28 protein-coding genes are annotated in these 24354 nt (G+C 62.0%); 12 read left to right on the forward strand and 16 right to left on the reverse strand.

What is annotated here, in order from left to right:
* Positions 1-102 precede the first annotated feature (102 nt).
* Entirely contained in the window at positions 103-1017 is a 915-nt protein-coding gene (locus AD670_RS20730) for a LysR family transcriptional regulator (protein ID WP_053136623.1), read from the forward strand.
* A gap of 34 nt (positions 1018-1051) precedes the next feature.
* Here the strand turns inward: AD670_RS20730 and AD670_RS20735 are convergent, their stop codons facing one another.
* Genes AD670_RS20735 through AD670_RS20745 form a run of 3 tightly spaced genes read right to left on the reverse strand, consistent with a single transcriptional unit; the run spans position 1052 to position 2946 of the window.
* Positions 1052-1594, reverse strand: coding sequence for a DUF2937 family protein (locus AD670_RS20735; protein WP_027604263.1), 543 nt, complete (start codon positions 1592-1594; stop codon positions 1052-1054).
* An 11-nt stretch (positions 1595-1605) separates the two neighbouring features.
* Positions 1606-2382 carry a class II glutamine amidotransferase gene (locus tag AD670_RS20740; protein WP_053136626.1) on the reverse strand — a complete coding sequence of 259 codons (777 nt, stop codon included), beginning with the start codon at positions 2380-2382 and terminating at the stop codon, positions 1606-1608.
* A gap of 30 nt (positions 2383-2412) precedes the next feature.
* On the reverse strand, positions 2413-2946 hold the full coding sequence (locus AD670_RS20745; RefSeq protein ID WP_053136629.1) for a hypothetical protein: 534 nt from the start codon (positions 2944-2946) through the stop codon (positions 2413-2415).
* 24 nt (positions 2947-2970) lie between these two features.
* On the opposite strand from AD670_RS20745, the gene AD670_RS20750 reads away from it, so the two are divergent.
* Both AD670_RS20750 and AD670_RS20755 read left to right on the forward strand, forming a co-directional pair.
* Positions 2971-5013: a S9 family peptidase gene (locus tag AD670_RS20750; RefSeq protein WP_053136632.1), complete on the forward strand. Its 2043-nt coding sequence runs from the start codon at positions 2971-2973 to the stop codon at positions 5011-5013.
* Between the two features lie 68 nt (positions 5014-5081).
* Complete coding sequence (locus tag AD670_RS20755) at positions 5082-5555, forward strand: cyclic nucleotide-binding domain-containing protein (protein WP_053136635.1); 474 nt, start codon at positions 5082-5084, stop codon at positions 5553-5555.
* Here AD670_RS20755 and AD670_RS20760 read toward each other — a convergent pair.
* A complete protein-coding gene (locus AD670_RS20760) occupies positions 5552-5830 on the reverse strand; it encodes a hypothetical protein (protein ID WP_034137387.1) in 279 nt (92 codons plus the stop codon). The two genes, AD670_RS20755 and AD670_RS20760, sit on opposite strands and share 4 nt — an antisense overlap.
* 78 nt (positions 5831-5908) lie before the next feature.
* Between AD670_RS20760 and AD670_RS20765 the strand changes: the two genes are divergently transcribed.
* Complete coding sequence (locus AD670_RS20765; protein ID WP_053136638.1) at positions 5909-6595, forward strand: spermidine synthase; 687 nt, start codon at positions 5909-5911, stop codon at positions 6593-6595.
* Positions 6596-6614: 19 nt separating this feature from the next.
* Here AD670_RS20765 and AD670_RS31505 read toward each other — a convergent pair whose 3' ends face one another.
* Positions 6615-7223, reverse strand: a complete 609-nt coding sequence (locus AD670_RS31505) for a hypothetical protein (RefSeq protein ID WP_156338286.1) — start codon at positions 7221-7223, stop codon at positions 6615-6617.
* Between the two features lie 261 nt (positions 7224-7484).
* Here AD670_RS31505 and AD670_RS20780 point away from each other — a divergent pair, with 261 nt between their 5' ends.
* The 3 genes from AD670_RS20780 to AD670_RS20790 all read left to right on the forward strand — a co-directional run bounded on the left by AD670_RS20780 (position 7485) and on the right by AD670_RS20790 (position 8913).
* Positions 7485-7859 (forward strand): YajD family HNH nuclease, encoded by a 375-nt coding sequence (locus AD670_RS20780; protein WP_003210675.1) that lies wholly within the window; start codon positions 7485-7487, stop codon positions 7857-7859.
* 168 nt (positions 7860-8027) lie between these two features.
* Positions 8028-8495, forward strand: a complete 468-nt coding sequence (locus AD670_RS20785; protein WP_053136646.1) for an RNA methyltransferase — start codon at positions 8028-8030, stop codon at positions 8493-8495.
* 67 nt (positions 8496-8562) lie between these two features.
* Positions 8563-8913, forward strand: a complete 351-nt coding sequence (locus tag AD670_RS20790; RefSeq protein WP_053136649.1) for a DUF2892 domain-containing protein — start codon at positions 8563-8565, stop codon at positions 8911-8913.
* A gap of 162 nt (positions 8914-9075) precedes the next feature.
* Here the strand turns inward: AD670_RS20790 and AD670_RS20795 are convergent, their stop codons facing one another.
* Together AD670_RS20795 and AD670_RS20800 are read right to left on the reverse strand one after the other, a co-directional pair.
* Positions 9076-10296, reverse strand: coding sequence for a hypothetical protein (locus AD670_RS20795; RefSeq protein ID WP_053136653.1), 1221 nt, complete (start codon positions 10294-10296; stop codon positions 9076-9078).
* A 13-nt stretch (positions 10297-10309) separates the two neighbouring features.
* Positions 10310-10759 (reverse strand): YcgN family cysteine cluster protein, encoded by a 450-nt coding sequence (locus tag AD670_RS20800; RefSeq protein WP_003172524.1) that lies wholly within the window; start codon positions 10757-10759, stop codon positions 10310-10312.
* Between the two features lie 153 nt (positions 10760-10912).
* Here AD670_RS20800 and AD670_RS20805 point away from each other — a divergent pair, with 153 nt between their 5' ends.
* Positions 10913-11497 carry a nitroreductase family protein gene (locus tag AD670_RS20805; RefSeq protein ID WP_053136656.1) on the forward strand — a complete coding sequence of 195 codons (585 nt, stop codon included), beginning with the start codon at positions 10913-10915 and terminating at the stop codon, positions 11495-11497.
* 67 nt (positions 11498-11564) lie between these two features.
* Here AD670_RS20805 and AD670_RS20810 read toward each other — a convergent pair whose 3' ends face one another.
* From AD670_RS20810 to AD670_RS20830, 5 genes are all read right to left on the reverse strand, one after another.
* Positions 11565-12497 (reverse strand): D-2-hydroxyacid dehydrogenase, encoded by a 933-nt coding sequence (locus AD670_RS20810; RefSeq protein ID WP_053136659.1) that lies wholly within the window; start codon positions 12495-12497, stop codon positions 11565-11567.
* A 107-nt stretch (positions 12498-12604) separates the two neighbouring features.
* Positions 12605-12898 (reverse strand): YcgL domain-containing protein, encoded by a 294-nt coding sequence (locus AD670_RS20815; RefSeq protein ID WP_053136663.1) that lies wholly within the window; start codon positions 12896-12898, stop codon positions 12605-12607.
* A complete protein-coding gene (rnd, locus tag AD670_RS20820) occupies positions 12895-14028 on the reverse strand; it encodes a ribonuclease D (protein ID WP_053136666.1) in 1134 nt (377 codons plus the stop codon). Before rnd ends, AD670_RS20815 begins: the two co-directional genes overlap by 4 nt.
* Positions 14029-14150: 122 nt before the next feature.
* Positions 14151-14750 carry a class I SAM-dependent methyltransferase gene (locus tag AD670_RS20825; RefSeq protein ID WP_053136669.1) on the reverse strand — a complete coding sequence of 200 codons (600 nt, stop codon included), beginning with the start codon at positions 14748-14750 and terminating at the stop codon, positions 14151-14153.
* A gap of 101 nt (positions 14751-14851) precedes the next feature.
* On the reverse strand, positions 14852-16222 hold the full coding sequence (locus AD670_RS20830) for a glutamine synthetase family protein (RefSeq protein WP_053136672.1): 1371 nt from the start codon (positions 16220-16222) through the stop codon (positions 14852-14854).
* Positions 16223-16568: 346 nt separating this feature from the next.
* Here AD670_RS20830 and AD670_RS20835 point away from each other — a divergent pair, with 346 nt between their 5' ends.
* Complete coding sequence (locus AD670_RS20835; protein WP_053136675.1) at positions 16569-17342, forward strand: transporter substrate-binding domain-containing protein; 774 nt, start codon at positions 16569-16571, stop codon at positions 17340-17342.
* A gap of 50 nt (positions 17343-17392) precedes the next feature.
* On the forward strand, positions 17393-18232 hold the full coding sequence (locus AD670_RS20840; RefSeq protein ID WP_053136678.1) for a cache domain-containing protein: 840 nt from the start codon (positions 17393-17395) through the stop codon (positions 18230-18232).
* An 87-nt stretch (positions 18233-18319) separates the two neighbouring features.
* Here the strand turns inward: AD670_RS20840 and AD670_RS20845 are convergent, their stop codons facing one another.
* Together AD670_RS20845 and pobA are read right to left on the reverse strand one after the other, a co-directional pair.
* Positions 18320-19837 (reverse strand): MDR family MFS transporter, encoded by a 1518-nt coding sequence (locus AD670_RS20845; RefSeq protein WP_053136682.1) that lies wholly within the window; start codon positions 19835-19837, stop codon positions 18320-18322.
* A 66-nt stretch (positions 19838-19903) separates the two neighbouring features.
* The gene (pobA, locus tag AD670_RS20850; RefSeq protein WP_172681514.1) at positions 19904-21088 is read right to left on the reverse strand and encodes a 4-hydroxybenzoate 3-monooxygenase; all 1185 of its coding nucleotides are present in this window, start codon (positions 21086-21088) and stop codon (positions 19904-19906) included.
* Between the two features lie 189 nt (positions 21089-21277).
* Between pobA and AD670_RS20855 the strand changes: the two genes are divergently transcribed.
* On the forward strand, positions 21278-22156 hold the full coding sequence (locus tag AD670_RS20855) for a helix-turn-helix domain-containing protein (protein ID WP_053136688.1): 879 nt from the start codon (positions 21278-21280) through the stop codon (positions 22154-22156).
* A 15-nt stretch (positions 22157-22171) separates the two neighbouring features.
* Here AD670_RS20855 and AD670_RS31715 read toward each other — a convergent pair whose 3' ends face one another.
* Both AD670_RS31715 and AD670_RS20860 read right to left on the reverse strand, forming a co-directional pair.
* Positions 22172-22348 carry a hypothetical protein gene (locus AD670_RS31715; protein WP_172681510.1) on the reverse strand — a complete coding sequence of 59 codons (177 nt, stop codon included), beginning with the start codon at positions 22346-22348 and terminating at the stop codon, positions 22172-22174.
* Between the two features lie 100 nt (positions 22349-22448).
* A complete protein-coding gene (locus tag AD670_RS20860) occupies positions 22449-23354 on the reverse strand; it encodes a LysR family transcriptional regulator (RefSeq protein ID WP_053136691.1) in 906 nt (301 codons plus the stop codon).
* A gap of 107 nt (positions 23355-23461) precedes the next feature.
* Here AD670_RS20860 and AD670_RS20865 point away from each other — a divergent pair, with 107 nt between their 5' ends.
* Positions 23462-24325: an MBL fold metallo-hydrolase gene (locus tag AD670_RS20865; RefSeq protein WP_053136694.1), complete on the forward strand. Its 864-nt coding sequence runs from the start codon at positions 23462-23464 to the stop codon at positions 24323-24325.
* Positions 24326-24354 lie beyond the last annotated feature (29 nt).

Raw genomic sequence — 24354 nt, forward strand, 5'->3', positions numbered from 1 at the left:
ACCCCAACGGCGCTTATCGTGGAATGGCTCGATTTTTGGCGTTTGCCCGGTGCGGCGTCCAACTAATAAAAACCGATCCATGCATAAGAAAAAGTTGATCCCATGAATTTGAAGTTCCTCGAAACCTTCGTCTGGGTGGCCAAGCTCAAGAGCTTCCGCCTGACCGCCGAGAAACTGTTCACCACCCAGGCCTCGATCTCCAGCCGCATCGCCGTGCTGGAAAGCGAGCTGGGGGTGAAGCTGTTTCTGCGTGACTCCCGGGGCGTGAGCCTGACCCCGGAAGGCTTGAAGGTGCTCGATTATGCCGAGCAGATGATGGTGACCATGCAGGGCCTGAAGCAGTCCTTGGAAACCACCAGCAGCAAGGTCGGGCGTATTCGGATCGGCGCGATGGACACGGTGATCCACACCTGGCTCAGCCCGTTGGTGGCGGAACTGATGGACCATTTCCCACGGGTGGAAATCGAATTGGTCGCCGATACCGCGCTTAACCTCAGCGATCAGCTGCAAAAAGGCTTTCTCGACCTGATCCTGCAAACCGACCTGCTGCGCCTGGAAACCGTGCGCAGCCTGGAACTGGCCAGCCACCCCATGGCCTGGATCGTCGCCAGCCAGTCGATCTACAACCGCGACTACGCCTCCCTCGCCGATCTGGCCCAGGAGCGCATCATCACCTACTCGAAAAACTCCCACCCGCACCAGGATGTACTCAGCCTGATGCAAGCCAACGGCGTGGCTGCACCGCGGATGAACTGCGTGAACTCGGTGTCGGCCATCACCCGCTTGCTGCGCGATGGCTTCGGCATTGGCGCACTGCCGCCGGTGCTGGTCAGCGAAGAACTGGCACGCGGCGAATTGGTGATGTTGCCGATGGCGCAGAAACTGCCGAATCTGCAGGTGGTGGTGTCGTGGCGCGTGGGGGTGGAGTTGGTGGAGGAGATTGTCGGGCTGTGCCAGCAGGTCGTTGCCCGCTATGCCGAGGAAGTCGGCGAAGAGCGGATGCTGCTGCCCCCCTGACGAAACTCGATTAAAACTGTGGGAGGGGCGGTCTTTAGAGACCTTTCAGGTCCCGCTCCTCAATCGGCCGGCTCTGGCGCAAGCGCTTGCCGCCCAGCACCACCCAGTCGATCAGGCGGAACAGGCACTCCAGGCCGAACGACAGCAGCATCGCCCCGCCCAGGCCCCAGCCCATTGCTTCGGGGGTGAGCAGGATTTGGTAGCTGTAGCCGTTCCAGGTCTCCAGGCGAATATCCGGGTCGGCGGCCACCGCCACTTGCAGGGCGCGGATGTACCACGGCCCTTGCATGGCCTGGAATTGCTTGTCCAACGCCACCTGGCGGTCAAGCATCGCGCCCAGGCTGTTGGCGTCGCTCTGGAACACCGGGTCATCGCTGGCGCGGTAATGCGCCACCAAGGCCTTCAAGTCACCGTTGAAGAACTGCCGCGCGGTGGTTTCAAACCCGCTCAGGCCGGTCTGCGCCTCGATCAGGTGGGCTTCGACGCGCTTGGCGTAGTCGTTGATAAACCCCGGCACTTGCACGCCGACCAACAGGCCAATGGCAAACAGCACCAACCGCAGATAGCTCAGCAACATGGTCGATATCCTTACTCGGTAACGCCCTGGCTGACGCATTCACCGCGTCGCCACAGGCTCCATTGGCCCGGTTCGTAGCGGGTCCAGTTTTCGTTGTCGGTCAACGGTTCGGTGGCAATCACCGTCACCACATCGTTGGGGGTGGTTTCGGCCTGAAAATCGACGATCACGTCGACGTCTTTCAGGCGCGCCGGGCCAAACGGTGCACGCCGGGTGATTTGCGCCAATTTGGTCGAGCAATAGCAAAACAGCCAGTCGCCATCGCTGAGCAGGCAGTTAAACACGCCTTTGCTGCGGTATTCGGCACAGGCGGCGATCAGGTCCGGCAGCATCTGTTCGATGTCCACCGGCTCGGGGAAGGCTTCGCGCACGCGGTTGAGCAAGTCGCAAAAGGCCGCTTCGCTGTCGGTATCGCCGACCGGACGGTAGAAGGTGGCGCGAGGGGTGAAGTCCGCCAGTTGGCCGTTGTGGGCGAAACACCAGTTGCGGCCCCACAGTTCGCGCACGAACGGGTGGGTGTTGGCCAGGCTCACCTTGCCGACGTTGGCCTGGCGGATATGCCCGATCACCACTTCACTCTTGATGGGATAACGCTGCACCAGCAGGGCAACTTCCGACTCGCTGCTCGCGGCCGGGTCCTGGAACAGGCGCAGGCCACGACCTTCGTAGAACGCGATGCCCCAACCGTCGCGGTGGGGACCGGTGCGCCCACCACGCTGCATCAGCCCGGTAAAGCTGAACACGATATCGGTGGGGACGTTGGCACTCATGCCCAATAATTCACACATGCCAGGGCTCTCGCTGCAGGGCGGACAACGTTAAAGGCGCGGTTCGACCCGCATACCGCTCACCGGTGCAGGACGGCGGAAAGGCTCATCGTCTTCGTCCACAGGCTCGGCGGCCAAGGCGGCATCGGTGGCGGCCTTGCGCTCACGGCGGGCGTTGGCCGCGCGCTCGATGGGCCAGCGGATCAACACAAACACGATGTACACGCCAAAGGCGATCAGGGTGTACATGAACAAATCGGAAATGGCCCGCCAGGCGTTATTGCCGACCTTGAGCACCAGGTCCAGGGCGGTGATGGCCACGGCCGGCGCGAACTGAGTCTTGACCGGATCGACGATGGTCGGGCTCAACAGCAGCACCGCCATCAGCAATTGCAGCGGCTCGCGCAGCCAGCGCCAGATCCAGCGGGTCATGCGCCACCACACCAACAGGCAGCCCAAAGCGGCGAAGGCGTATAGGCCCCAAGCGGTCAGATAGTCGTTCTCGGTCATGGTGTCCATGGCAAGGTAGGCAAACAGGCGGCTATGATAACGGCTTTTGCGTGTCGCGGCTGCAATGCCTGCCACCTTCCGCCAGACAGAGAGTGCTCCATGCCTTCATCGACCGCCCCGATTGCCCGTAAAGCCCCAGGCCAGGACCCCTACGCCTGGCTGCAAGAGCGCGACAGTGTTGAAGTGCTTGATTACCTCAAGGCCGAAAACGCCTTTCAGGAAGCGCAACTCGCAGACCAGCAGGCCCTGCGCGAAACCCTGTTCGAGGAGATCAAGGGCCGCATTCTCGAAACCGACTTGTCCCTGCCCTCCCCCTGGGGTCCGTACCTGTATTACACGCGCACCACCGCCGGCGACGAATACGCCCGCCACTACCGCTGCCGCCGCCCGGCCGACGACAGCAACCAGGTGGACGACAGCAGCGAAGAGCTGTTGCTGGACCCGAACGTATTGGCCAACGGCGGCTTCTTTTCCCTCGGCGCGTTCAGCATCAGCCCCGACCACCAGCGTTTGGCCTACAGCCTCGACACCAGTGGCGAAGAGATCTACACCCTGTTCGTGAAGGAATTGGCCACCGACAAAGTCAGCGAACTGGCATTCGAGAACTGCGACGGCAGCATGACCTGGGCCAATGACAGCCTGACACTGTTCTTCGGCGAGCTGGACGACACCCACCGTCCGCACAAGCTGTATCGCTACCGCCTGGATGGCACGGCGGCGCAGGAAGTGTTCCACGAGCCGGACGGACGTTTCTTCCTGCACTGCTACCGCTCCAGCTCCGAGCGCCAGCTGCTGTTGGCTTTGGGCAGCAAGACCACCAGCGAAATCTGGGCGCTGGACGCCAACCAGCCGCACCTGGACTTCACCTGCCTGGCACCGCGGGTCGAGGACCATGAATACGATGTCGACCACGGCCAACTGAATGGCGCGTGGACTTGGTTTATCCGCAGCAACCGTGATGGCATCAACTACGCCCTGTTTGTGGCTACCGACATTGGCGACGTGCCGACCGAGGATGAGTGGCAGAACCTGATCCCCCACAGCGACGAGGTGATGCTCGACGGCGTCAGCCTGAACGTCAGCGCCATGACCCTGAGCCTGCGCATCGGCGGCCTGCCGGTGATCGAAGTGCACCCCCAAGGCATGCCGGCCTATCGCGTGGAGTTACCCGACGCCGCCTACAGCCTCTACGTCCAGAACAGCCTGGAATTCGTCAGCGACAAGATCCGCCTGCGCTACGAAGCCCTGAACCGCCCGGCCCAGGTACGCCAGCTGGAACTGGCCAGCGGCGCGCAGCAGGTGCTCAAGGAAACTCCGGTACTCGGCGTGTTCAATGCCGATGACTACGTCAGCCAGCGCCTGTGGGCTACGTCCGTCGATGGCACCCAGGTGCCGATCAGCCTGGTGGTCAAGCGCGACCAGCTCGGCAAACCGACGCCCCTGTACCTGTATGGCTACGGTGCTTACGGCCAAAGCCTCGACCCGTGGTTCTCCCACGCACGCCTGAGCCTGCTGGACCGTGGCGTGGCCTTCGCCATTGCGCACGTGCGCGGCGGTGGCGAACTGGGTGAAGCCTGGTATCGCAATGGCAAGCAGGAACACAAGCAGAACACTTTCAGCGACTTTATCGCCTGTGCCGAGCACCTGATCGCCGAAGGCCTGACCACCTCCAAGCAACTGGCCATCAGCGGCGGCAGTGCCGGCGGCCTGTTGATCGGCGCGGTGCTCAACCAGCGTCCGGCGCTGTTCCAGGCAGCGATTGCCGAAGTGCCGTTTGTCGACGTGCTCAACACTATGCTCGACCCGGAATTGCCGCTGACCATCACCGAGTACGACGAGTGGGGCAACCCCGAAGAGCCCGAAGTGTATGAACGCATCAAGGCCTACGCGCCGTACGAAAACGTCAGCGCCCAGGCCTACCCGGCCACGCTGGTGATCGCCGGCTACAACGACAGCCGTGTGCAGTACTGGGAAGCGGCCAAGTGGGTGGCCAAGTTGCGCGACACCAAGACGGACGACAACCTGCTGTTGCTCAAGACCGAACTGGGTGCCGGCCACGGCGGGATGAGCGGTCGCTACCAGGGATTACGTGACGTAGCACTCGAATATGCATTTGTGTTCAAGGCGCTGGGGCTGATTTAAGGAACTTAGCGGGGCGGCCCTGTCTGAACACAGGACCGCCTCCTGATTGATGGACCAAGATTGCAGCCATGGCACTACCGACCCTGATGAATACCGAAATTCGCGACATGCTGATGGACTGCGGCCTGTTCGACCCGTTGTTGCCGGAAGATTTTCATGTGGCCGCAGGCTATTTCAATATCAGCAGCATTGCCGAGGGCGAGGTGATTTTCCTCGAGGGCGATGCCGGCACCTTCATGTGCATCATCCACAGCGGTCAGGTGGCGGTGCAGAAAACCAACCACACCGGCCAGCGCCTGACCATCGCCACCCTGCGCAGCGGCCGGGCCTTTGGTGAGATGGCGGTGCTTGACGGCGAGCGGCGCTCCGCCAGTTGCGTGGCCGCCAGTGACTGTGTGCTGTTGAACCTGGGCAAGGACGCGCTGGAAAAGATGCTCAATGAAACGCCGCGTGTGGCGGCAAAGATCATCCGCGCAATCGCCATCGCGTTGTCCAAGCGCCTGCGCATGGCCGATGGGCAATTACTCTCCCAACAGTTCTAGCCGCCAGGCGTCTTTGGCTTACTGTCGTTCTGCTGCAGGCCGGGCACCGTCTGGTCCTTCGGCGGCGCTGGCAGCACGATGGGTGCCAGGGGTGGCGAGCCGTTGGTCTTGGGCACGACCGGTGGCGTGACTTGCGGGTAGAGCGTCGGCGTTGGAGTGCCCGGTGCGCCTGGGGTAGGTGCCGGCGCCACCGGTACGGTTTGCAACTCCTGAGCCTGCGCCGCACCCAATGCGAGCGCGCTCAACACAATGACCGTTAGAATGCTGCACTTCATCGATGGCTCCATGGCCTGACCGGAATGTCGTAAGGCTACTCCCAACCGCGCAAGAATGCCCTTCCCAATGAGATTTCCATGAAACGTTTCGTTCTGCTGGACACCACCCCGATCCCCGACAACGGCGGTGCCTTGTGCCTGTTCGAATACGGTGAAGACTTTGTCATCAAGATCCAGGGCGGTGACGGCGGCCAGTTGATGAACACGCGCATGCACGGCTCCGAAGACGCACTCGCGGAAATCCCTTGCCGCAAGGTCGCGGGGCGGCCGGGTTCGCGGGTATTGATCGGCGGGTTGGGCATGGGCTTCACCTTGGCCTCGGCGCTCAAGCACCTGGGCAAGACCGCCGAAGTGGTGGTGGCGGAACTGGTGCCCGGTGTCGTGGAGTGGAACCGTGGGCCATTGGGGGAAAAGGCCGGCCGCCCACTGCTGGACCCGCGCACGGTGATCCGCATGGAAGACGTGGCCAAGGTGCTGCAGGCCGAGCCCCAGGGCTTTGACGCGATTATGCTCGACGTCGACAACGGTCCCGAAGGCCTTACGCAAAAGGCCAACAGCTGGCTCTATTCAGCCGGTGGCCTGGCCGCTTGCGCCAAGGCCTTGCGCCCCAAAGGCGTACTGGCGGTATGGTCCGCCAGCGCCGACAAGCTGTTCAGCGACAAACTGCGCAAGGCCGGTTTCAAGGCCGAGGAAGTGCAGGTGTTTGCCCACGGCAACAAGGGCACCCGGCACACCATCTGGGTTGCGGAAAAGCTCAAGGGCTAACCACTTCACCCCGCCTGTTTCACGCGAAGTGACACAGGCCGCGTACCTCCTGCTCGTTCAGCTCGCCTCGGCCTATATTTTTTTCCAAGGTAAAGCTTCCGTCTGCCATGACCTCAACGCCACTGGCGCCGGCAATGATGGTGGACACACCCGGAGTCTCCAATAACTCCAATAGGGGCTGACGTCCGCCGTGCTCTTGCTCCAGGCCCCTCCTCAATGCGGAATCCGTCTGAGCGTCCAGCCCTCCGACCCAAATCACCTTTGCGCCGCCGTCCAGGGATGGCTTGAGCGTATCGAAAAGCTTGTCGATATCCTCGGCATCCCGACAATGGCTCAGACTGCTCCCAGTCAGGTTCATCAACGTACGCATTTCGAAGGTGTTTCCATTCCAGTTCGAAAGCACTGCCAACGCCGAGGAGTAGGAGAGGTATTGTGTGGAGAGCGTCGAGTCGCCTCCATGGAGCGTCACAGAACGCCCCGTGTCGACCGAAACAGTTTTAGGTGGGGGCGACAGCGCTTTTTCCGATGATGCGCCGTGAACAGGCCGGAACAGGTCTCTCTCGCTATTGAGCGAGCTGAAGTCAATGGAACGTTTTGACGACGGGCGGTTGCCCTCGCTGGCAGGCATAGTCTGGCCTATTGGCAGCGTCGTGTTCGAAGGGGGGATAACGGGCATCACGTACCTTTACTATCTGCTGATCGGGGCGCTCGATACTACACAAAGTTTGAGTGCTGACGGCCGCGCTGGCGCAGGCATTGGTGTACCGATTGTTTCAGGGCAAAGCACAATCGTGAACTGCGCAGACGGTGCTTAAAAAGCCGCAGCCAATTGCACGGCCAACGGCTAGAATCAACCACATCCGTGACCACCAAATAGCCAGGAGCCATGATGAGCTCGACCAACCCGCCCTCCCACACCGCCAAGCTGGACCGCATCCTTGCCGATGCCCAGCGCGACCGGGAAATGGGCTACCGCGACAAAGCCCTGAAGATGTACCCCCACGTGTGCGGCCGCTGCGCCCGCGAATTCGCCGGCAAGCGCTTGAGTGAACTGACGGTACACCACCGTAACCACAATCATGATGACAATCCCCAGGATGGCTCGAACTGGGAGTTGCTGTGCCTGTACTGCCACGACAACGAACACTCGCGCTACACCGACCAGCAGTACTTCGGCGAAGGCTCCACCAGCAGCCCGACGATCGCCAAGGCCACGCATAACCCGTTTGCGGCGTTGGCGGGGCTGATGAAGAAAGACGACTGAAGATTGTCGTCGCCTGTCATGGCCTCATCGGGAGCAAGCCCCCTCCCACATTTTGAGTTGTGAACACTTTCAAATGTGGGAGGGGGCTTGCTCCCGATAGCGTTAGCCCAAGCAATACATCACCTTCAAGCCGTATAATCGCCGTTTTTCTCCAAGGCACCCTTCCCCGTGGGCAATAAACGCTACAGCTGCATCGGTCTGTATAACCCCAAATCCCCCGAAAACGTTGGTTCGGTCATGCGTGCCGCCGGCTGCTACGGCGTGGCCTCGGTGTTCTACACCGGCGTGCGTTACGAGCGCGCGCGGGATTTCATCACCGACACCAAGAAGGTCCACCACGACATTCCGCTGATCGGCATCGATGACCTGAAGAAGATCCTGCCCCTGGGCTGCATCCCGGTCGCGGTGGAACTGGTGGAAGGCGCCCGTCCGCTGCCCGAATACACCCACCCCGACCGCGCGCTGTATATCTTCGGCCCTGAAGACGGGTCGCTGGATAAAGACATCCGCGATTGGTGCGAAGACGTCGTGTACATCCCGACCACTGGCTGCATGAACCTTGCTGCAACCGTCAACGTGGTGCTCTACGACCGCCTGGCCAAGGGCAACAACACCCGCTCGGGCCCCAAGTACTGATTTTTTGGGAACATCCGGCGCCTGCGCGCAGTCATCTGCAGACACTTGCCCTTGTTGGAGACAGATCATGAGCGACAGCAAAACCTTGCGACCTATCATCGAACACACCCCCTACCAAACCCAGCCTACCCAGAACGTGCATGGCTGGGAACGCATCGGCTCAGTGGCCGGTGGCGTAATGATGGTGGGCAAAGGCCTGCGCCGTGGCGGGATTTTCGGCCTGATTCAGGTAGCGATCGGCGGTGTGGCACTGGCACGCGGCTTTACCGGGCACAGTGCGTTTAAAGACAAGCTGGAACAGGGCCGCCAGGAAATGAACAGCGTGCGCACGAAGATCGAGCGTGCCGGTGCAGAACTGAAAAACCTGAAGACCAAGGCGGAAGTGGCGGCTGAGAAAGCGGTTAAAACCACCGGTTAGATTCAGCTTTTTGTAGGGGCGAGCTTGCTCGCGAAAAACTCACAGGCGCCGCGTTCATTCAGGAAGCACGCGTTATCGTTGACGTTTTTCGCGAGCAAGCTCGCTCCTACATGGCATTAGGGCAAGCCCCCTCCCACCTTTTGTTTTGTGTATGGCGAGGGCTCAGCGCAGCAGCTTGCTGTCCAGTACCACCGACGATTCCCCAATGATGCTCTCGGCCAACTGCACAAACTCCGCCGTGGTGATGCTGTTGGCGCGCATCACCGCTTGCGCGAGGTCATCGAGGGAGCGTTTGTTGTGGGTTTTCACGCGGATCTCGCGGTCCAGCTCCTGCAACACCACCACCGCCCGTGACACCGTCGCGCCGCTGACGTGTTCGCCGCGCAGGCTGTTCACGTCCTTGCCTTCCTTGGTCAACCGCGCCTGTATCGCCTGATAGCGCTCATCGGTAACTCCGCCTGCACGGCGCAGCAGTTCGATGGCGTAATACTCGGCCAGCCCTTCGCTGATCCAGTCGCTGGTCTCGTGGTCGTTGAAGCGGCCAATCGCCTGCACCACTTCACGGATCAACGGGCTGCTGCCGTTTTCGCTGACCAGCGGCGTGCGGCTGTTGAGGTAGATCGAGTCGCGTGCCGAAAACGCGCCACGGCGCATCGGGTCGCTGGCGCCCACCACCAACAGCTTGGCCGGATGACGCGGGAATGCGGCTTCCACTTGAGGCCAGACAAACGTCAGCAGCGTCAGCACATCCATACGCCGCATGGCCTGGCCTTTGGGAGAGGCCACGGTGACTTCGGTTTCCCCCAGACGCACACGGCGGCTACCGAGGGTGCCGGCGAGCATCCAGCCGGTAGGCCGGTCGAAGAGGCGCGAGACGTTGTCGATGCGGAATTTGTTCTTGCCGATGCGCGGCCAGGCGGTTTCGATGCTTTTCCAGCCGGCCGGCAGTTCGAACACCAGGCGCGAAACCAGCTCAACACCGTCCTGCTGGTCGAGGCGCGCCGGGGGCACCAGGTCTTCGCCGCGAAACAGCGCCCAGCTCGGCGTCATCCGCGCTTCATAAATACCCGGCTTGCGCGCCTGGCCCAGGCGTACACGGTAGGTCAGGCTGGCCTTGCTGGCGCTGGGCTGCCACAGGCCACGGTGCTCAGTGACGCTCCACTGGCCGTCGGCCTTGAAGTCGCTATAGTCCCCATCGCGCCCCAGGTCAAAGTTCAGGCTGCGCACCGCCGAGCCCTGGGAGAGGCTCACCCGCACCTCGGCCTGGTCGCTCTGGGGCAGCAGCTTGACGTGATAATCCAGGTCGACTTTCTTCGCGCACCACGCAGGCATGCTCAACGCCAGCAACACCAGGCTTGCCGCCAGCTTGGTTCCCGCCCTCATACACACTCCTTGCTCAGCCCGCGCGGAAGATCAGGTAGTCCTCCCAGTCGTCCTCGGGCACGCTGCCTTCGCTGAGCATGCGCCCGGACTGGGAAATGCGTTCATGGTGCACCGCATCGCGGTCGCCGCAGACCAGGTGGTGCCACAGCGGCAGGTCCTTGCGCTCGCTGACCAGGCGGTAGCCGCAGGTGGGCGGCAGCCACTTGAACTGATCGGCCTGGCCGGGAGTGAGCTGGATGCAGTCGGGCACCGAGGCGCGGCGGTTGGGGTAGTCGGTGCACTGACAGGTCTTAAGGTCCAGCAGTTTGCAGGCGATGCGCGTGTAATAGACGCTGTTGTCGTCTTCGTCCTCAAGCTTTTGCAGGCAGCACAGGCCACAGCCGTCGCACAACGACTCCCATTCCTCCTGGTCGAGGTGTTCAAGGGTTTTGCGTATCCAGAAAGGTTCGACTTTGGCGGCCATGGCTCTACATCAGTATCGGTAGGTGAAAAGGCCGCCAGTCTAGTGCCCAAGGCCCCTGGGGCCAAGCGCTTACGACTGCCGGTATGACAAGACTTGTCAGTCTAGCGGGCGCGCAGTAGCTTTGAGCGCCGAATTGACGATCAGGAGCTGCCCATGACACGCGTTGCCGATTACCCGATCCACACCCAATTCACCGAACGCTGGTCGCCCCGCGCCTTTACCGGCGAGAGCATCCCGCAGGAAACCTTGCTGAGCTTCTTCGAAGCCGCACGCTGGGCACCGTCGGCGTACAACTCGCAGCCTTGGCGTTTTCTCTACGCACGCCGTGACACGCCGGATTGGGAGCGCTTCCTGGGCCTGCTGAATGAATTCAACCGTGGCTGGGCACAGCATGCGTCGGCCCTGGTGATCATCGCCTCGAAAACCGACTTCATCGCCCCCGGCGCCACGGAAGAAACCCCCGCCCTGTGGCACACCTTCGACACCGGCTCGGCCTGGGGCCACCTGGCGCTGCAAGCCAGCCTCAGCGGCTGGCACACCCACGGCATGGCCGGCTTTGATCAGGAGCTGACCCGCAAGGAGCTGAAGATTCCAGAGGGTTATGCGCTGCATGCCGCCGTTGCGGTCGGCAAGCTGGGCGACAAATCGACCCTGCCCGAGTACCTGCAAGGCCGTGAAGTACCAAGCCCGCGCAAGCCGCTGAGCGAGCTGGTGTCAGAAGGTGATTTCAGCCTCTGAAACTGACGCAATCTTAAAATGTGGGAGGGGGGGATTGCCCCCTCCCACATTTTCTTCCCGCGTCGGCTCAGTAACCGCGCTCGAAATCCACTTCCCCACGCAAGGCTTGCTTGGCTTTGTACGCGCGTAGGTTTTCCAGGAACAACTCCACCATCATCGACGGCGAGGTCGGCGCGGAGCTGTGCCCGGTCAACAGCAGGCCCCAGGCGGTCCAGAACGGATGGCGTTGGGGCAACGGTTCCTGGCGGCACACGTCGATGACCGCGCCGGCCAGGTGCCCTTCTTTCAAAGCTTCGACCAGATCGGCATCCACCACTGCCACACCGCGCCCGACGTTGATGAACAAGCCAGTCGGCTTGAATTGCTTGAACAGCGCAGCGTCGTACAGGTCGTGGGTGTTGGGCGTGTTGGGCAGCAGGTTGATCACGTAGTCCACCTCCCCCACCAACCGGCCCAGTTGGTCGAGGCCGGCCACTTCGATAAACGGCGCTTGTTCCCGCGCGGTACTGGCAATGCCGTACAGCTTGACGCCAAACGGCACGAGGAACTCTGCCACGCTGCGGCCAATATCGCCGGTGCCCACGATCAATGCCTTGCGCCCCGCCAGGCTCTGGCCCGTGCGGCTGTCCCACTTGCGCTCGACCTGGCTGACCAGTCGCGCCAGTACTTCGCGCTCGTGACCCAGCATGTAGGTGAGGACAAACTCGGCCATGACCTGGCCAAAAATACCGACGGCGCGGGTCAGGCGATAGTCGCGGGGCAAGCCTTCGGCCAGCAGCGGCGTAATGCCGGCCCAGGTCGATTGCAGCCACTGCGGCTGGTGGCCCTGGCGCAGCAAGGTGGCCAGCAAGTCCGGTTGGCCCAGCCAGACCGGGCAGTCGCCGGCCAGGCGCGACAGTTCGGCCGAGTCGCCGCTGGTGAGCACCTCAAGGTCCGGCGCCGCTTCATTGAGCAATTGGGCGTAAAGCGGGTGATCCTGTTCAGCAATCAGAACACGCATGGTTCAAACCTTTCAAAAACAGTGCAGACGGCCGCCCGCTTCCTTACGGCCACCGCCCACTAATACGATTCCATTGAAACATGTGCCCCGGGCGGGGCACTGGTCGATCACATCGGATCGTTGCGACGCAGCAGCTCTTCGGGCAAGTGCTCGATGTACTCGTCCTCGGCCGGCGGCATTTGCAGGTGATAGCCCTGCTTGTCGAGGTTTTCCAGCACGACAAGGATGTCCTCGCGCGACAGCTTGCGCTCGGGCGTCAGCACCATGTCGAAGGCGTGGTGCGGCTTGCCGAACGCAACCATCAACGGTTCCGGCACGCGCTCCAGTGCGTCGCTTTTGAGCACGTAGAGGTACATGCCGTCTTTTTTCAAGCTGCGATAGATGGAGCAAATACGTTTCAAGGCTGTTCTCCGGCAGTGGCCAGGCTGTCGAGCAGCGCTTGGCCCATCAACTCGCGGCGCCAGCCACGCAGCGAGTCTGGCAATTTATAAGGCCCATCGGGGTAACCACTTTTAACCAGGGCTTCGAGGGTTTTCTTGCGCAACATCAGTTCCGGCGCCATCTCCAGGCGTTCGGCGAACGTCTGGCCCAGGGCGCGCAGTTGCTTGATCAGCGTGGCGGCGTCCACCGGCAGCGGTTCAGCCACGGCCGGCGGCCACTGGTCCATGGACACGCTGCCGGCACGCTTGATCAGGTCCAGCAGGAACTGGCCATCCTGGCGCACGGTACGCGGGTGCATGTCTTCGATCTTGCCCAGGGCGACGAGGTTGTCCGGCTGGGATTTGGCCAGGGGCCACAGCGAGTGTTCGCGAATGATGCGATTGCGCGGCAGGTCGCGGGCGCGGGCCTGCTGCTCGCGCCAGGCGCACAGTTCACGCAAGACGGCGAGCTGCGCGCGGGACAGTTTCCAGGCCAGCTTGGCGTCGCGGTACACCTCGTACGGGTCGACTTCGCGGCGCAGGTTGGCGACCAGTTCGGCGCCATCTTCCAGGACCCAGGCGTATTTATCGTCAGACAGCTGCGGGCGCAGGCGAATGTAGACCTCGGCCAGGTGCACGGCGTCTTCGGCGGCGTAGCTCACCTGAGTCTCGGACAGTGGCCGCTGCAGCCAGTCCGAGCGGGTCTCGCCCTTGGGCAGTTCGATATCGAGCACGGCTTGTACCAGGCGCGAGTAACCCATGGAGAAGCCAAGGTTCAGGTAAGCGGCAGCCAACTGGGTGTCGAACAACGGCACTGGCAGGCTGCCGGTCAGGCGTAGCAATACTTCCAGGTCTTCGCTGCAGGCGTGCACCACCTTGATCACCGCCGGGTTCTCCAGCAAGGCGGCCAGGGGTTGCCAGTTGTCGATGGTCAGGGGATCGATCAGATAAGCGCGTACGCCATCACCGATCTGGATCAGCCCGGCAATGGGATAAAAGGTGTCGACCCGCATGAATTCGGTGTCGAGGGCGACGAATGGCAACTGCTGCCATTCGGCGCAATGCTGGCCGAGGCTATCGTTGTCGCAGATCCAGTGAATATCGATGGCCACACGGCTCTCCCTTGAAGAATGGCGCGCAGTATATATCGCGAACGGGGCTAGCGAGCATCCGCAGTGCACAGGCAACCATGAAAACTCAGACAGGAGATGAAGAATAGTCCGACAAGCGGGAGTTATCCTTTCTTACGAAGAACGTAGACCCGCCACAGGCTGGAGCCCGGCACGAATTCCTGTTGATTCAAGACCTTGAATCCGGCTTGACGAAATTCCTCTTCCACGGCGGTACGCGACTGCACCGAGACAATCACCGTGTCGCGGCTGACCCGATGAAATTCGCGCAGCAACGCCATGCGCCCTTCGCTGTTGGGCACATGACGAAACAATTCCAGGCAGAAGATGCAGTCCACGGCATTCGCCGACAAGCCGATGGAAAACGCCGAACCCTGAAACGTCTTGACGCGCTTGAGCAAGGACGCCGGATGGTGGGTGCGGGCGTGGTCGAGCATGTCCTGGGAGTTGTCCGAGGCCAGGATCACGCGGTTGATGTGTTCGGCCAACACCGGCCAGAAGCGCCCCGAGCCACAGGCCAGATCGAGGATCAGCCCCGGCTCGCCAGCGACTTTCAGCGCATGCCGCACCAACCGGGCATCACGCCAGGAGGCCAGGCGCTGGCGCACGCCGGGCGGGCGCGTGTCACCGCAAACCCTCGCGTGCTCACGGTCGCAGCGCTCGGCGTATTCGATCTCGATGGAGGATGGAGGTTGTGGCGACATCGCAGGCTCATGTGACTGGAACGGGAGTGAACGACCTTGATTCGCAGCTTAACGACTGCAACGTGAAAAAAAGGTCGAAACCCTCGCCAGCATAAAAGCACTCACGCCTGATGCAGATACCAACGCCAATCCTGCTCGCCTACTTCGCCCATGAACTGCCGGTACTCCGCACGCTTGACCGCCAGGTACACCCCCAGGAACTCAGGGCCGAACGCCTCCCGCGCCCAGCTTGAAGCCTCCAGCGCACGCAGGGTGGTGAGCCAGTCGGTGGGCAGTAATTCCTTGGCCTGGGCGTAGCCGTTGCCTTCCACCGGGGCGCCGGGGTCGCGTTGTTCGCGGATGCCACGGTGGATACCGGCGAGGATCGCGGCAGCGGCGAGGTACGGGTTGGCGTCGGCGCCGCAGATACGGTGTTCGATATGCCGCGAGTTGGCCGGCCCGCCTGGCACGCGCAGGCTGACGGTGCGATTGTCCACGCCCCAGGTGGCGGCCAGCGGCGCGTAGCTGTTGGTTTGGAAACGCCGATAAGAGTTGGCGTTGGGGCAGAACATCAGCAGTGAGTCGAGCAAGGTGCTGAGCATGCCGCCCACGGCGTGGCGCAGCAGTGGCGTGCCGTCGGCGGCTGCACTGGCGAACAGGTTGTTGCCCTCGGCGTCAGCCAGGCTGACGTGCATATGCATGCCCGTGCCCGCCAGGTCATCGAAGGGCTTGGCCATAAAGCACGCTGCCATGCCGTGTTTATGCGCCACGCCCTTGACCAGACGCTTGTAGCGCACCGCTTCGTCCATCGCCTGCAGAGCATCGCTGCGGTGTTCCAGGGTGATTTCCACCTGGCCTGGGGCGTATTCGGAAATGGCCGTGCGCGCCGGAATGCCTTGCAGTTTGCAGGCGCTGTAAAGGTCGGCGAGAAACGGTTCGATCTGCTCCAGTTCGCGCAGGCCGTAGACCTGTGTCGAACGCGGGCGACCGCCGTCCGCGTCTCGCGCCGGTTGCGGGCGGCCATTGCTGTCGGGCTTCTGGTCGAGCAGGTAGAACTCCAACTCCGCCGCCATCACCGGGTAATAACCGTCGGCATTCAACCCTTCGATTACCTTGGCCAGCACATGCCGGGGGTCGGCCACGGTGGCGGGCAGGCCTTCGGTGGGGTGCATGCTGACTTGCACCGCCGCCGTCGGGATCAGCCGCCACGGCATGCGCTGCAGGCTGCCGCTGATCGGATAGGCGCGGCAGTCAATATCGCCCACCTCCCACACCAGCCCGGAATTTTCCACATCGTCGCCATTAATGGTCAGGCCGAGGATGGTGCTGGGCAGCGGTCGCCCGCATTCATACACCGCCAGCAATTCGTCGCGGTGCAGCAACTTGCCGCGCGGCACGCCGTTGTTGTCGAGGATAAACAGCTCGAACATCTCGATGTCCGGGTGCTGTGCAAGGAAGGCGTGGGCTTCGTGCAGGCTGGCAAAAACACTCATGGGGGGTTCTCGTACGTTTGTTTCAGGCAGGCGCGCACAAGCGTGCGTCATCCATGGAGAAAATCAGCGTAGGAGAAGGGAGTCTGGCGGGCGCGCGTGGCGGCAGTGAAACAGGGCCCAGAAGGCGAGCTCGGACGGCAATGTCGCAGGATGAGTGTCGAGGCAGCCGTCCATGGGTGAATCACAATGATGGAGATGCGCCAGCGTCACACGCCTGCATAGGTGTTTAAATTCAGGGTTGACGGAGTTTGGGTGCAACTTGGCTAAACATTTGCCGCCCCTTGCTACCTGGCCGTCCTGCTGGAAATAATGACCGCCCCCGAGCATGCCCCAAGGACCCGATCGCATGAAAACAACGATAACCCTGTGCGTACTGGCAAGCCTGGCCACCTCTGCCCTGGCCGACACCGCGCCCTCGCGTCTTGACCAGGTGCTTGAGCGCGGCACCCTGAGCGTCTGCACCACCGGCGACTACAAGCCCTACACCTCGCTGCGCGCCGATGGCAGCTATGAAGGCATCGACATTGCCATGGCCGAATCCCTGGCCAAGAGCCTCAACGCCAAGATCCAATGGGTGCCCACCACCTGGAAAACCCTGATGCCGGACTTCCTCGCCCAGCGCTGCGATATCGCCGTGGGCGGTATTTCGGTGTCGTTGGAGCGTCAGAAAAAAGCCTTCTTCAGCCAGTCCCTCGGGGTCGACGGCAAGATCCCGCTGGTGCGTTGCGCCGACGTCAAGCGCTACCAGACCGTGGAGCAGATCAACCAGCCCCAGGTGCGGGTGATCGAACCGGCAGGCGGCACCAACGAAATATTCGCGCGCGCCCACCTGGCCCAGGCGCAAATCCGCCTGCACGACAACGTGACCATCTTCGACGAACTGCTCGCCGGCAAGGCGGATGTGATGATCACCGACGCCAGCGAGGCGCGGTACCAGCAGAAACTCAAGCCGGGGCTGTGTGCGGTCAACCCGGAACGGCAGATGCAATACAGCGAAAAAGCCTTTTTGCTGCCCCGTGACGATGTGGCCTGGAAAAGCTATGTCGACCAGTGGTTGCACCTGAGCGTGGCCACCGGTGTCTATGACGGTATCGTCAGCCAATGGCTGGCGGCGCCTTGAGCCACAGCGGTCTACGCTGTGGTCACACCAATAATAATGAGGGACGGAACATGAAGGGATTGCTCCGCATCACCTGGCTGCTGCTGTTGTGTTTCAGCCAGGTGCACGCCGCAACGACTCAGGATGAGGACGCCCAGGCGGCCAAGGCCTTGCTGGGAAAAGCCCTGGCCTATTACCAGACCAACGGTGACAAGGCCTTCGCGGCGTTCAGTCGCCAGGGCGAGTTTGTCGACCAGGACCGCTACGTATTCGTGGTCGATACCCAAGGCGTGTTGCTGGCCAGCGGCGGCCCCTCCTCCGCGCTGATCGGCCGCGATGTGTCCGAGGTACTCGGGCCGGAGTTGCGCCAGTCATTCAAGGAGGCGCTCAAGGTGCCGGAAGGCCAGGGCATCCAGCAGGCCGACTACCGCTGGCAGAATTGGAACGACGGCAAGGTCGAACATAAGCATGTGTTTTACCAGCGGGTCGGCGAACGCATCCTGGCCGTGGGTTATTACCTGCCGCGTGCCACCCCGGAACAGGCCCGCGCGCTGCGCAACAAGGCGGTGAACGCACTGCTCAAGGATGAAACCGGCACCCTCAAGGCCATCAACTCATTGCAAGGGGGATTCCTGCAGGATGACCTCTATGTGTTTGTGGTCGATCTGAACAGCAAACGCTACGTGGCCCACGGCACCACACTGCGGCTGATCAACACCGACTTCAGCAAGATCAAGGACCCCGACGGCAAGCCGGTGGGCGAGCCGATCCTCAAGCTGATGGCCGAGCAGGACCAGGGGGAATACAAGTACCGCTGGAAGAACCCGGTGACCGGCAAGGTCGAGAACAAACATGCGTATGTGCGCAAGGCCGGGCATTTCATGGTTGCGGTGGGGTACTACAGCCCTTGATCTGAACTGGAATGCATTCAAATGTGGGAGTTCCCCTGTGGCGAGCGGGGGCAAGCCCCCTCCCACATTAGGTCTCTATTGTGTCAGTCAGCGGGTTTTGTCGTCTCGCCCGCGCAGCACGCGGTTGGGCATCGCGATCGCCGCCGCCAACCCCAGCAGCGAGATCGCCGCACTCACCATCAGCAAATGCCGGAACGTGTCCCCCAACTCCCCGCGCAGGGCGTTCTGCGCTGCGCCGGGGGCGGCGTTCAGGCCATCCAACAGCACGTTGCCAGAACTGCCCTCGGCCACCAGCGCACCGCTGGCCAGGTGGGCGAAGCTGGAGTCCTGCAACAGCGCCAGCAGCAACGCCGACATGCACGCCACCCCCACCGCCCCGCCCAAAGAGCGGAATAGGTTGGTGGTGCTGGTGGCGACCCCGATGTCCCGTTGTTCCACCGAGTTCTGCGAGCCGACTAAAGAAGTGGGGAACTGCATACCGGCGGCAATCCCGCACAACAGCATGAATATGCCGGTCAGCAGCACATCCTGAGGCGCACTGTAGGCCATGCCCAGAATCGCCAGAGGGCTTAACAGCGCGCCGCTGAGGATCATCGGTTTGTAGCGCCCGGTCACCGAGGTCAGGCGCCCGGCGGAATAGGCGCCGATGGGCAGGCCGATTGCCAGGGGCAGCAAGTGCAAGGCGGCACTGTCGGCACCGCCGCCGGTCACTGTCTGAAAGCGCAGGGGCATCAGCACCGTCAGGGAAATCGCCTGGAAACTGGTGAAAAACACCGTGCACCAGCACAGCACCGCACTGCGATTGGCAAACAGATGCATCGGCAGCAACGGCTCGCGCGCCCGGCGCTCGTGCCAGACAAACAGCGTCAACGCCACCAGCGCGCAGGCCAACAGCCCCAGTACCTGGCTGTCACGCCAATGATGGCCCTGGCCGATTTCGGTAATGCCCAGTAGCAAGGCGGTCAGGCCGATGATCATCAGCACCGTGCCGAGGTAATCGATGATGGGCTTGCGTTGCGGCGCCGGCAGCCCCACCAGGGTGCGATGGGCCACGTACCAGGCGCCGGCGCCCAAGGGCAGGTTGATCAGGAACACCCAGCGCCACGACAGGTACTCGGTCATGTAGCCGCCCAAGACCGGCCCGGCCACGCTGGCCACCGCGTACATGCTGCTGAAATAGCCCTGATAGCGCCCGCGCTCACGGGGCGGGATGATGTCGCCGATGATCGCCTGGCTCACCGAGATCATCCCCCCGGCACCGATGCCCTGCAGCACCCGCGCCAGCACCAGTTGCTCCATGCTCTGGGCCATGCCGCAGAACAACGAAGCGACGGTAAACAGGCCCATGCCGATCAGCATCATCGGCCGCCGCCCGTAGAGGTCGCCGAGCTTGCCGTAGATCGGCACCGCTACCGTCATCGCCACCATATAGCCGGAGATCACCCAGGCCAGCAGGTTGACGTCGTGGAATTGCGCGGAGATGGCGGGCATGGACACGGCGACGATGGTTTGGTCCAAGGCACCGAGGAAGATCGCCATCATCAACGAGGCGAGAATACTGCGCACCGCGGGGAGCGGTGGCGCGGGCTGATTGAGCTGAGTCACGGCAGAACCTTCGAGCAGGGCCTGCGGGAAAAGGCGGCCCGCAGGAATGCTCGATACGATAGCAGGCTATTCAATAGCTTCGTAAGGAAGCCCGACGTAATTTTCCGCAATGGTCTTGCGTCCGGCTTCGGAGTGAATGAAGTATTCCAGCTCGCTCTGGGCAATGCGCTGGCTGAAGCCGTCGGACTCGGGAAATTGATGCAACATCGAGGTCATCCACCAGGAAAACCGTTCGGCCTTCCACACCCGGCGCAGGCAGATGGCGGAATAACGTTCGAGCAAGTCCACCCGTCCCTCGCGATACACCTTGAGCAAAATCCGGAACAACGTGCTGACGTCGCTGGCCGCCAGGTTCAGGCCCTTGGCCCCGGTGGGCGGCACGATATGGGCCGCATCGCCGAGCAGGAACAGGCGCCCGTACTGCATCGGTTCCACCACAAAACTGCGCAGGGGCGCGATGCTTTTTTCGATGGATGGGCCGGTGACCAACTGTTCGGCGAGGTCGTTGGGCAGGCGCATTTTCAGTTCGGCCCAGAAGCGTTCGTCCGACCATTCATCCACGGGTTCCTCGGCCGGCACTTGCAGGTAATAGCGGCTGCGCGTCGGTGAACGCATGCTGCACAGCGCGAAACCCCGGGCGTGCTTGGCGTACACCAGTTCCTCGTGCACCGGCGGGGTGTCGGCGAGGATGCCCAGCCAACCGAAGGGGTAGACGCGCTCGAATACTTTCAGCGATTCAGCCGGGATCGACTGGCGCGCCACACCGTGGAAACCATCACAGCCGGCGATGTAATCGCACTCCAGACGAAACGCCTCGCCTTGATGCTCGAACGTCAGCCAGGGTCGATCACTTTTAAGATCATGGGGCTGCACGTCGCGCGCTTCATACAGGGTGGTGGCGCCAGCGGCGGCACGGGCGGCCATCAGGTCGCGGGTGACTTCGGTCTGGCCGTAGATCATCACTGATTGGCCGCCGGTCAGCGCCTTGAGGTCGATGTGGGTCAGTTGCCCGTCCAGCGCCAGCTCGAAGCCGTCGTGCACCAGGCCTTCGGTATCCATGCGCTGGCTGACGCCCGCCTCGCGCAGCAGGTCGACCATGCCTTGCTCCAGCACCCCGGCACGGATGCGGCCTTGCACGTAGTCGGCGCTCTGGCGCTCCAGGATAAGGGTCTGGATACCGGCGTTGTGCAGCAGTTGGCCGAGCAACAGTCCGGAGGGACCGGCACCAATAATGGCGACTTGGGTTTTCAGCGTTTTCATTATTTTTATGGCCCGCATGTTCCACCCGAACGGATCAAGTGAAAGAGTTGTCATTGGTTTTGTTGCTGACATTTTTCACTTGAGTGAGCAGCATAAGAAGGTGAAAACTGAGACAAAGTCTGCGCTTTTTGCCAATTGGGGCGATTACCGCACCACTCTTCTGAGTATCGGATAAAAACCATGACCAAAACCGCGATTCCGGTCTTCAAGCTTTACGGGGAAAGCCAGCAATGGCCGACGCCCGATTTGTTGCACTGCGAAACCATTTCCCGACGCAGCCGGGAATACGAGTGGGAAATCCAACCCCACCGGCACGCGGATCTGTGCCAGTTGCTGTACGTGCACAAAGGCCAGGCGCAACTGGAGATCGAAGGCAAGCGCAGCACCCTCAGCGAAGCGACCTTGCAGGTGCTGCCGCCGCTGTGTGTGCATGGCTTTCGGTTTGCGCAAGATGTGCAAGGTTACGTCGTGACCCTGGCGGCGCCGCTGGTCAGCCATCTGCAGGCGCAGTTGGGCGCGACGGTGGACGGTCTGCAGGCGCTGGGCAGTTACCCGGCGGGCAAGGACAGCGACTACCTCAACAGCCTGTTCGCGCGGCTACAGGATGAATACGCCGATGAACAACCGGCCCGGGACATGATGATGCATGCCCTGGTCAGCGTGCTGCTGGTGTGGATCAGCCGCCAGGCCATTCAACTGCGCCATCCCCGTGCACCGCGCGGGCGCGAGTATTTTCGGCGCTTTACCCAACTGGTCGAGCAGCATTACCGCGAGCATCCGAAGATTGAAGATTTGGCCCACAAGCTGGGGATCTCGGTCTCACACTTGAACGGGACGTGTCGGGAATTGGGCGGGCAACCGGCATTGCAGATCATGCATGACCGCCAGTTGCTGGAAGCCAAGCGCCTGCTGACTTATACCAGCATGACGATCAACGAGATGTCGCAGGTATTGGGGTTTTCCGACCCGACCAACTTCTCTCGGTTGTTTCGCCGACGGGTCGGGTTTTCACCCAAGGCGTTTCGCGAGCAACTCAAGACCGAAACACCCCACAACTAGCCGGCTGCTGCAGCTTCAGCGCAGAGCGCTGAAGCTGCCGATGTGGGGCACGCATTGGTCCTGATGGCAACTGATCGCAAAGGTCGGCTGCATCCGGGTCTGCTCCACGCGGTAGGCGGCGGTGCCATACAGGCCGGTCGCCAGGGCGCAGAGGAAAAAAATCATCAGGTATTTTCTGGTTTTAATGCTCATGGCACAGACCTCTGAGCGGATCTATTCGGTGCTGTTTAAAGCATAGGCCAGTCAGGGCGAGTTGCCATTATTGGACGACATTCAACACGTTTATGTCGGCTCAGAGCCCCACATCCCACGCGGGTGTTTCCGGAAACCTCAGCACCAGGAAATCCAGCAGGCTGCGCAACGCCGACGGCATGTGCTTGCGCGACGCATACACCGCGTAGATGTTCATCTGCCGGGGTTCTGCGGCGGGCAGCAGGCGCACCAGTTCACCGCGACGAATGTGATCGCCGGCCTGATAGCTGGGCAGCATCGCCACACCCGCGCCGGCCAACGTGACGCGCAACAGCGTACTGGCTTCGTTGGCGGTGATATTGCCGTGCACCGGCACCGACACGTGCTCGCCGTGTTCTTCGAAATGCCACAGGCTTTTGCCGAAGTACGAGTGGGTCAGGCAGTTGTGCCGGGCCAGGTCTTCGACTTTCTGCGGCGCCGGGTGCTCCAACAGGTACGCCGGGGTTGCGCACACCACGGAGCGACAAACCGTCAGGCGCCGGGCGATCAGATTCGGGTCCAGGTCGTTACTGGTGCGGATGGCCAGGTCGATGCGCTCGTCCACCAGGTTCACCGTGCGGTCGAGCATTTGCAGGTCAATGGTCACTAAGGGATAGCGCGTGACGTACTCGGCGATGGCCTCGGCCAATTGCGCCTGGCCGAACGAGGTGCTGACACTCAGGCGCAACAGGCCACGGGGCGCGTCATCGGGCTCGCTGACGGCGGCCTGCATATCGCCGCACAATTCCAGCAGTTGCCGACACCGTGGCAGGGTTTCGCCACCGGCCGCCGTAAGACTGAGCTTGCGTGTGGTGCGGTGCAACAGGCGCGCGCCGACCCAGTCTTCCAACTCGGCCAGGTAACGCGACACTACTGGGCGCGACAGGTCCAGATGGTCGGCGGCAGCGGACTGGCTGCCCAGGTCCACCACCGTGACAAACACGCGCATTGCTTGAAGACGATCCATGATTTGCCCGATTTCAGAAACAAACTATGTCCCAGCATCGCATTTTTAGTCTTGTTTAGTGCAACTAAGCTCTGTGCATCCTTTGAATCGACTGCTGGAGCTGCCCGATGTTCTCAACCCTCAAGCGCTTGACCTTCACCGCTGCCTTGGCGTTCGCCGGCCATGCCGCAGCGGCTGACCTGACCCTCGACGTGTACAACCCAGGCGAGGCCGCGATCTTCCCGGTCAGCTCGGTGCTGGTCAGCGGCGCCAAAGACGCGATCCTGGTCGACGCCCAATTCGGCAAAGGCCAGGCCGAACAACTGGTGCAGAAGATCCGTGCCAGCGGCAAGCACCTGACCACCATCTACATCAGCCACGGCGACCCGGATTACTACTTCGGCCTCGACACCCTGACCGCCGCGTTCCCCGACGCCAAGGTGCTGGCGCCGCAACCGGTGGTCGACCATATCAACGCCACCGTGGCCGGCAAACTGGAGTTCTGGGGCCCGAAAATGGGTGCAGACAAACCCGGCAAAACCATCGTGCCGCAGGTGCTGCAAGGCCACAGCCTGACCCTTGAAGGGCAGCAGTTGGAGGTGATCGGCCTGGACGGCCCGCAGCCGGACCGCAGCTTTGTGTGGATCCCGTCGATCAAGGCCGTGGTCGGGGGCGTCGTGGTCGCGCAAAACATCCACCTGTGGATGGCTGACACCCAAAGCGCGCAATCCCATAAAGACTGGCTCGCCACCCTGCAACGCATCGAACAGCTGAAGCCACGCACGGTGATTCCGGGCCACTACCTGGGCACGCCATCGCCGAAATCCGTGGCCTTTACTGCCGACTACATCAAGGCCTTCGACGTAGAAACCGCCAAGGCCAAGGACTCCGCCGCCCTGATCGCGGCGATGAAAAAGCGTTACCCCACCCTCGCCGACGAAAGCTCGCTGGAACTGAGCGCCAAAGTCGCCAAGGGCGAAATGAAGTGGTGAATGGCTTTTAAACCCTAACCGTACTGGAG

It is taken from the genome of Pseudomonas sp. MIACH (genome assembly GCF_001269925.1).
In the GTDB taxonomy this organism is placed as follows: Bacteria; Pseudomonadota; Gammaproteobacteria; order Pseudomonadales; family Pseudomonadaceae; genus Aquipseudomonas.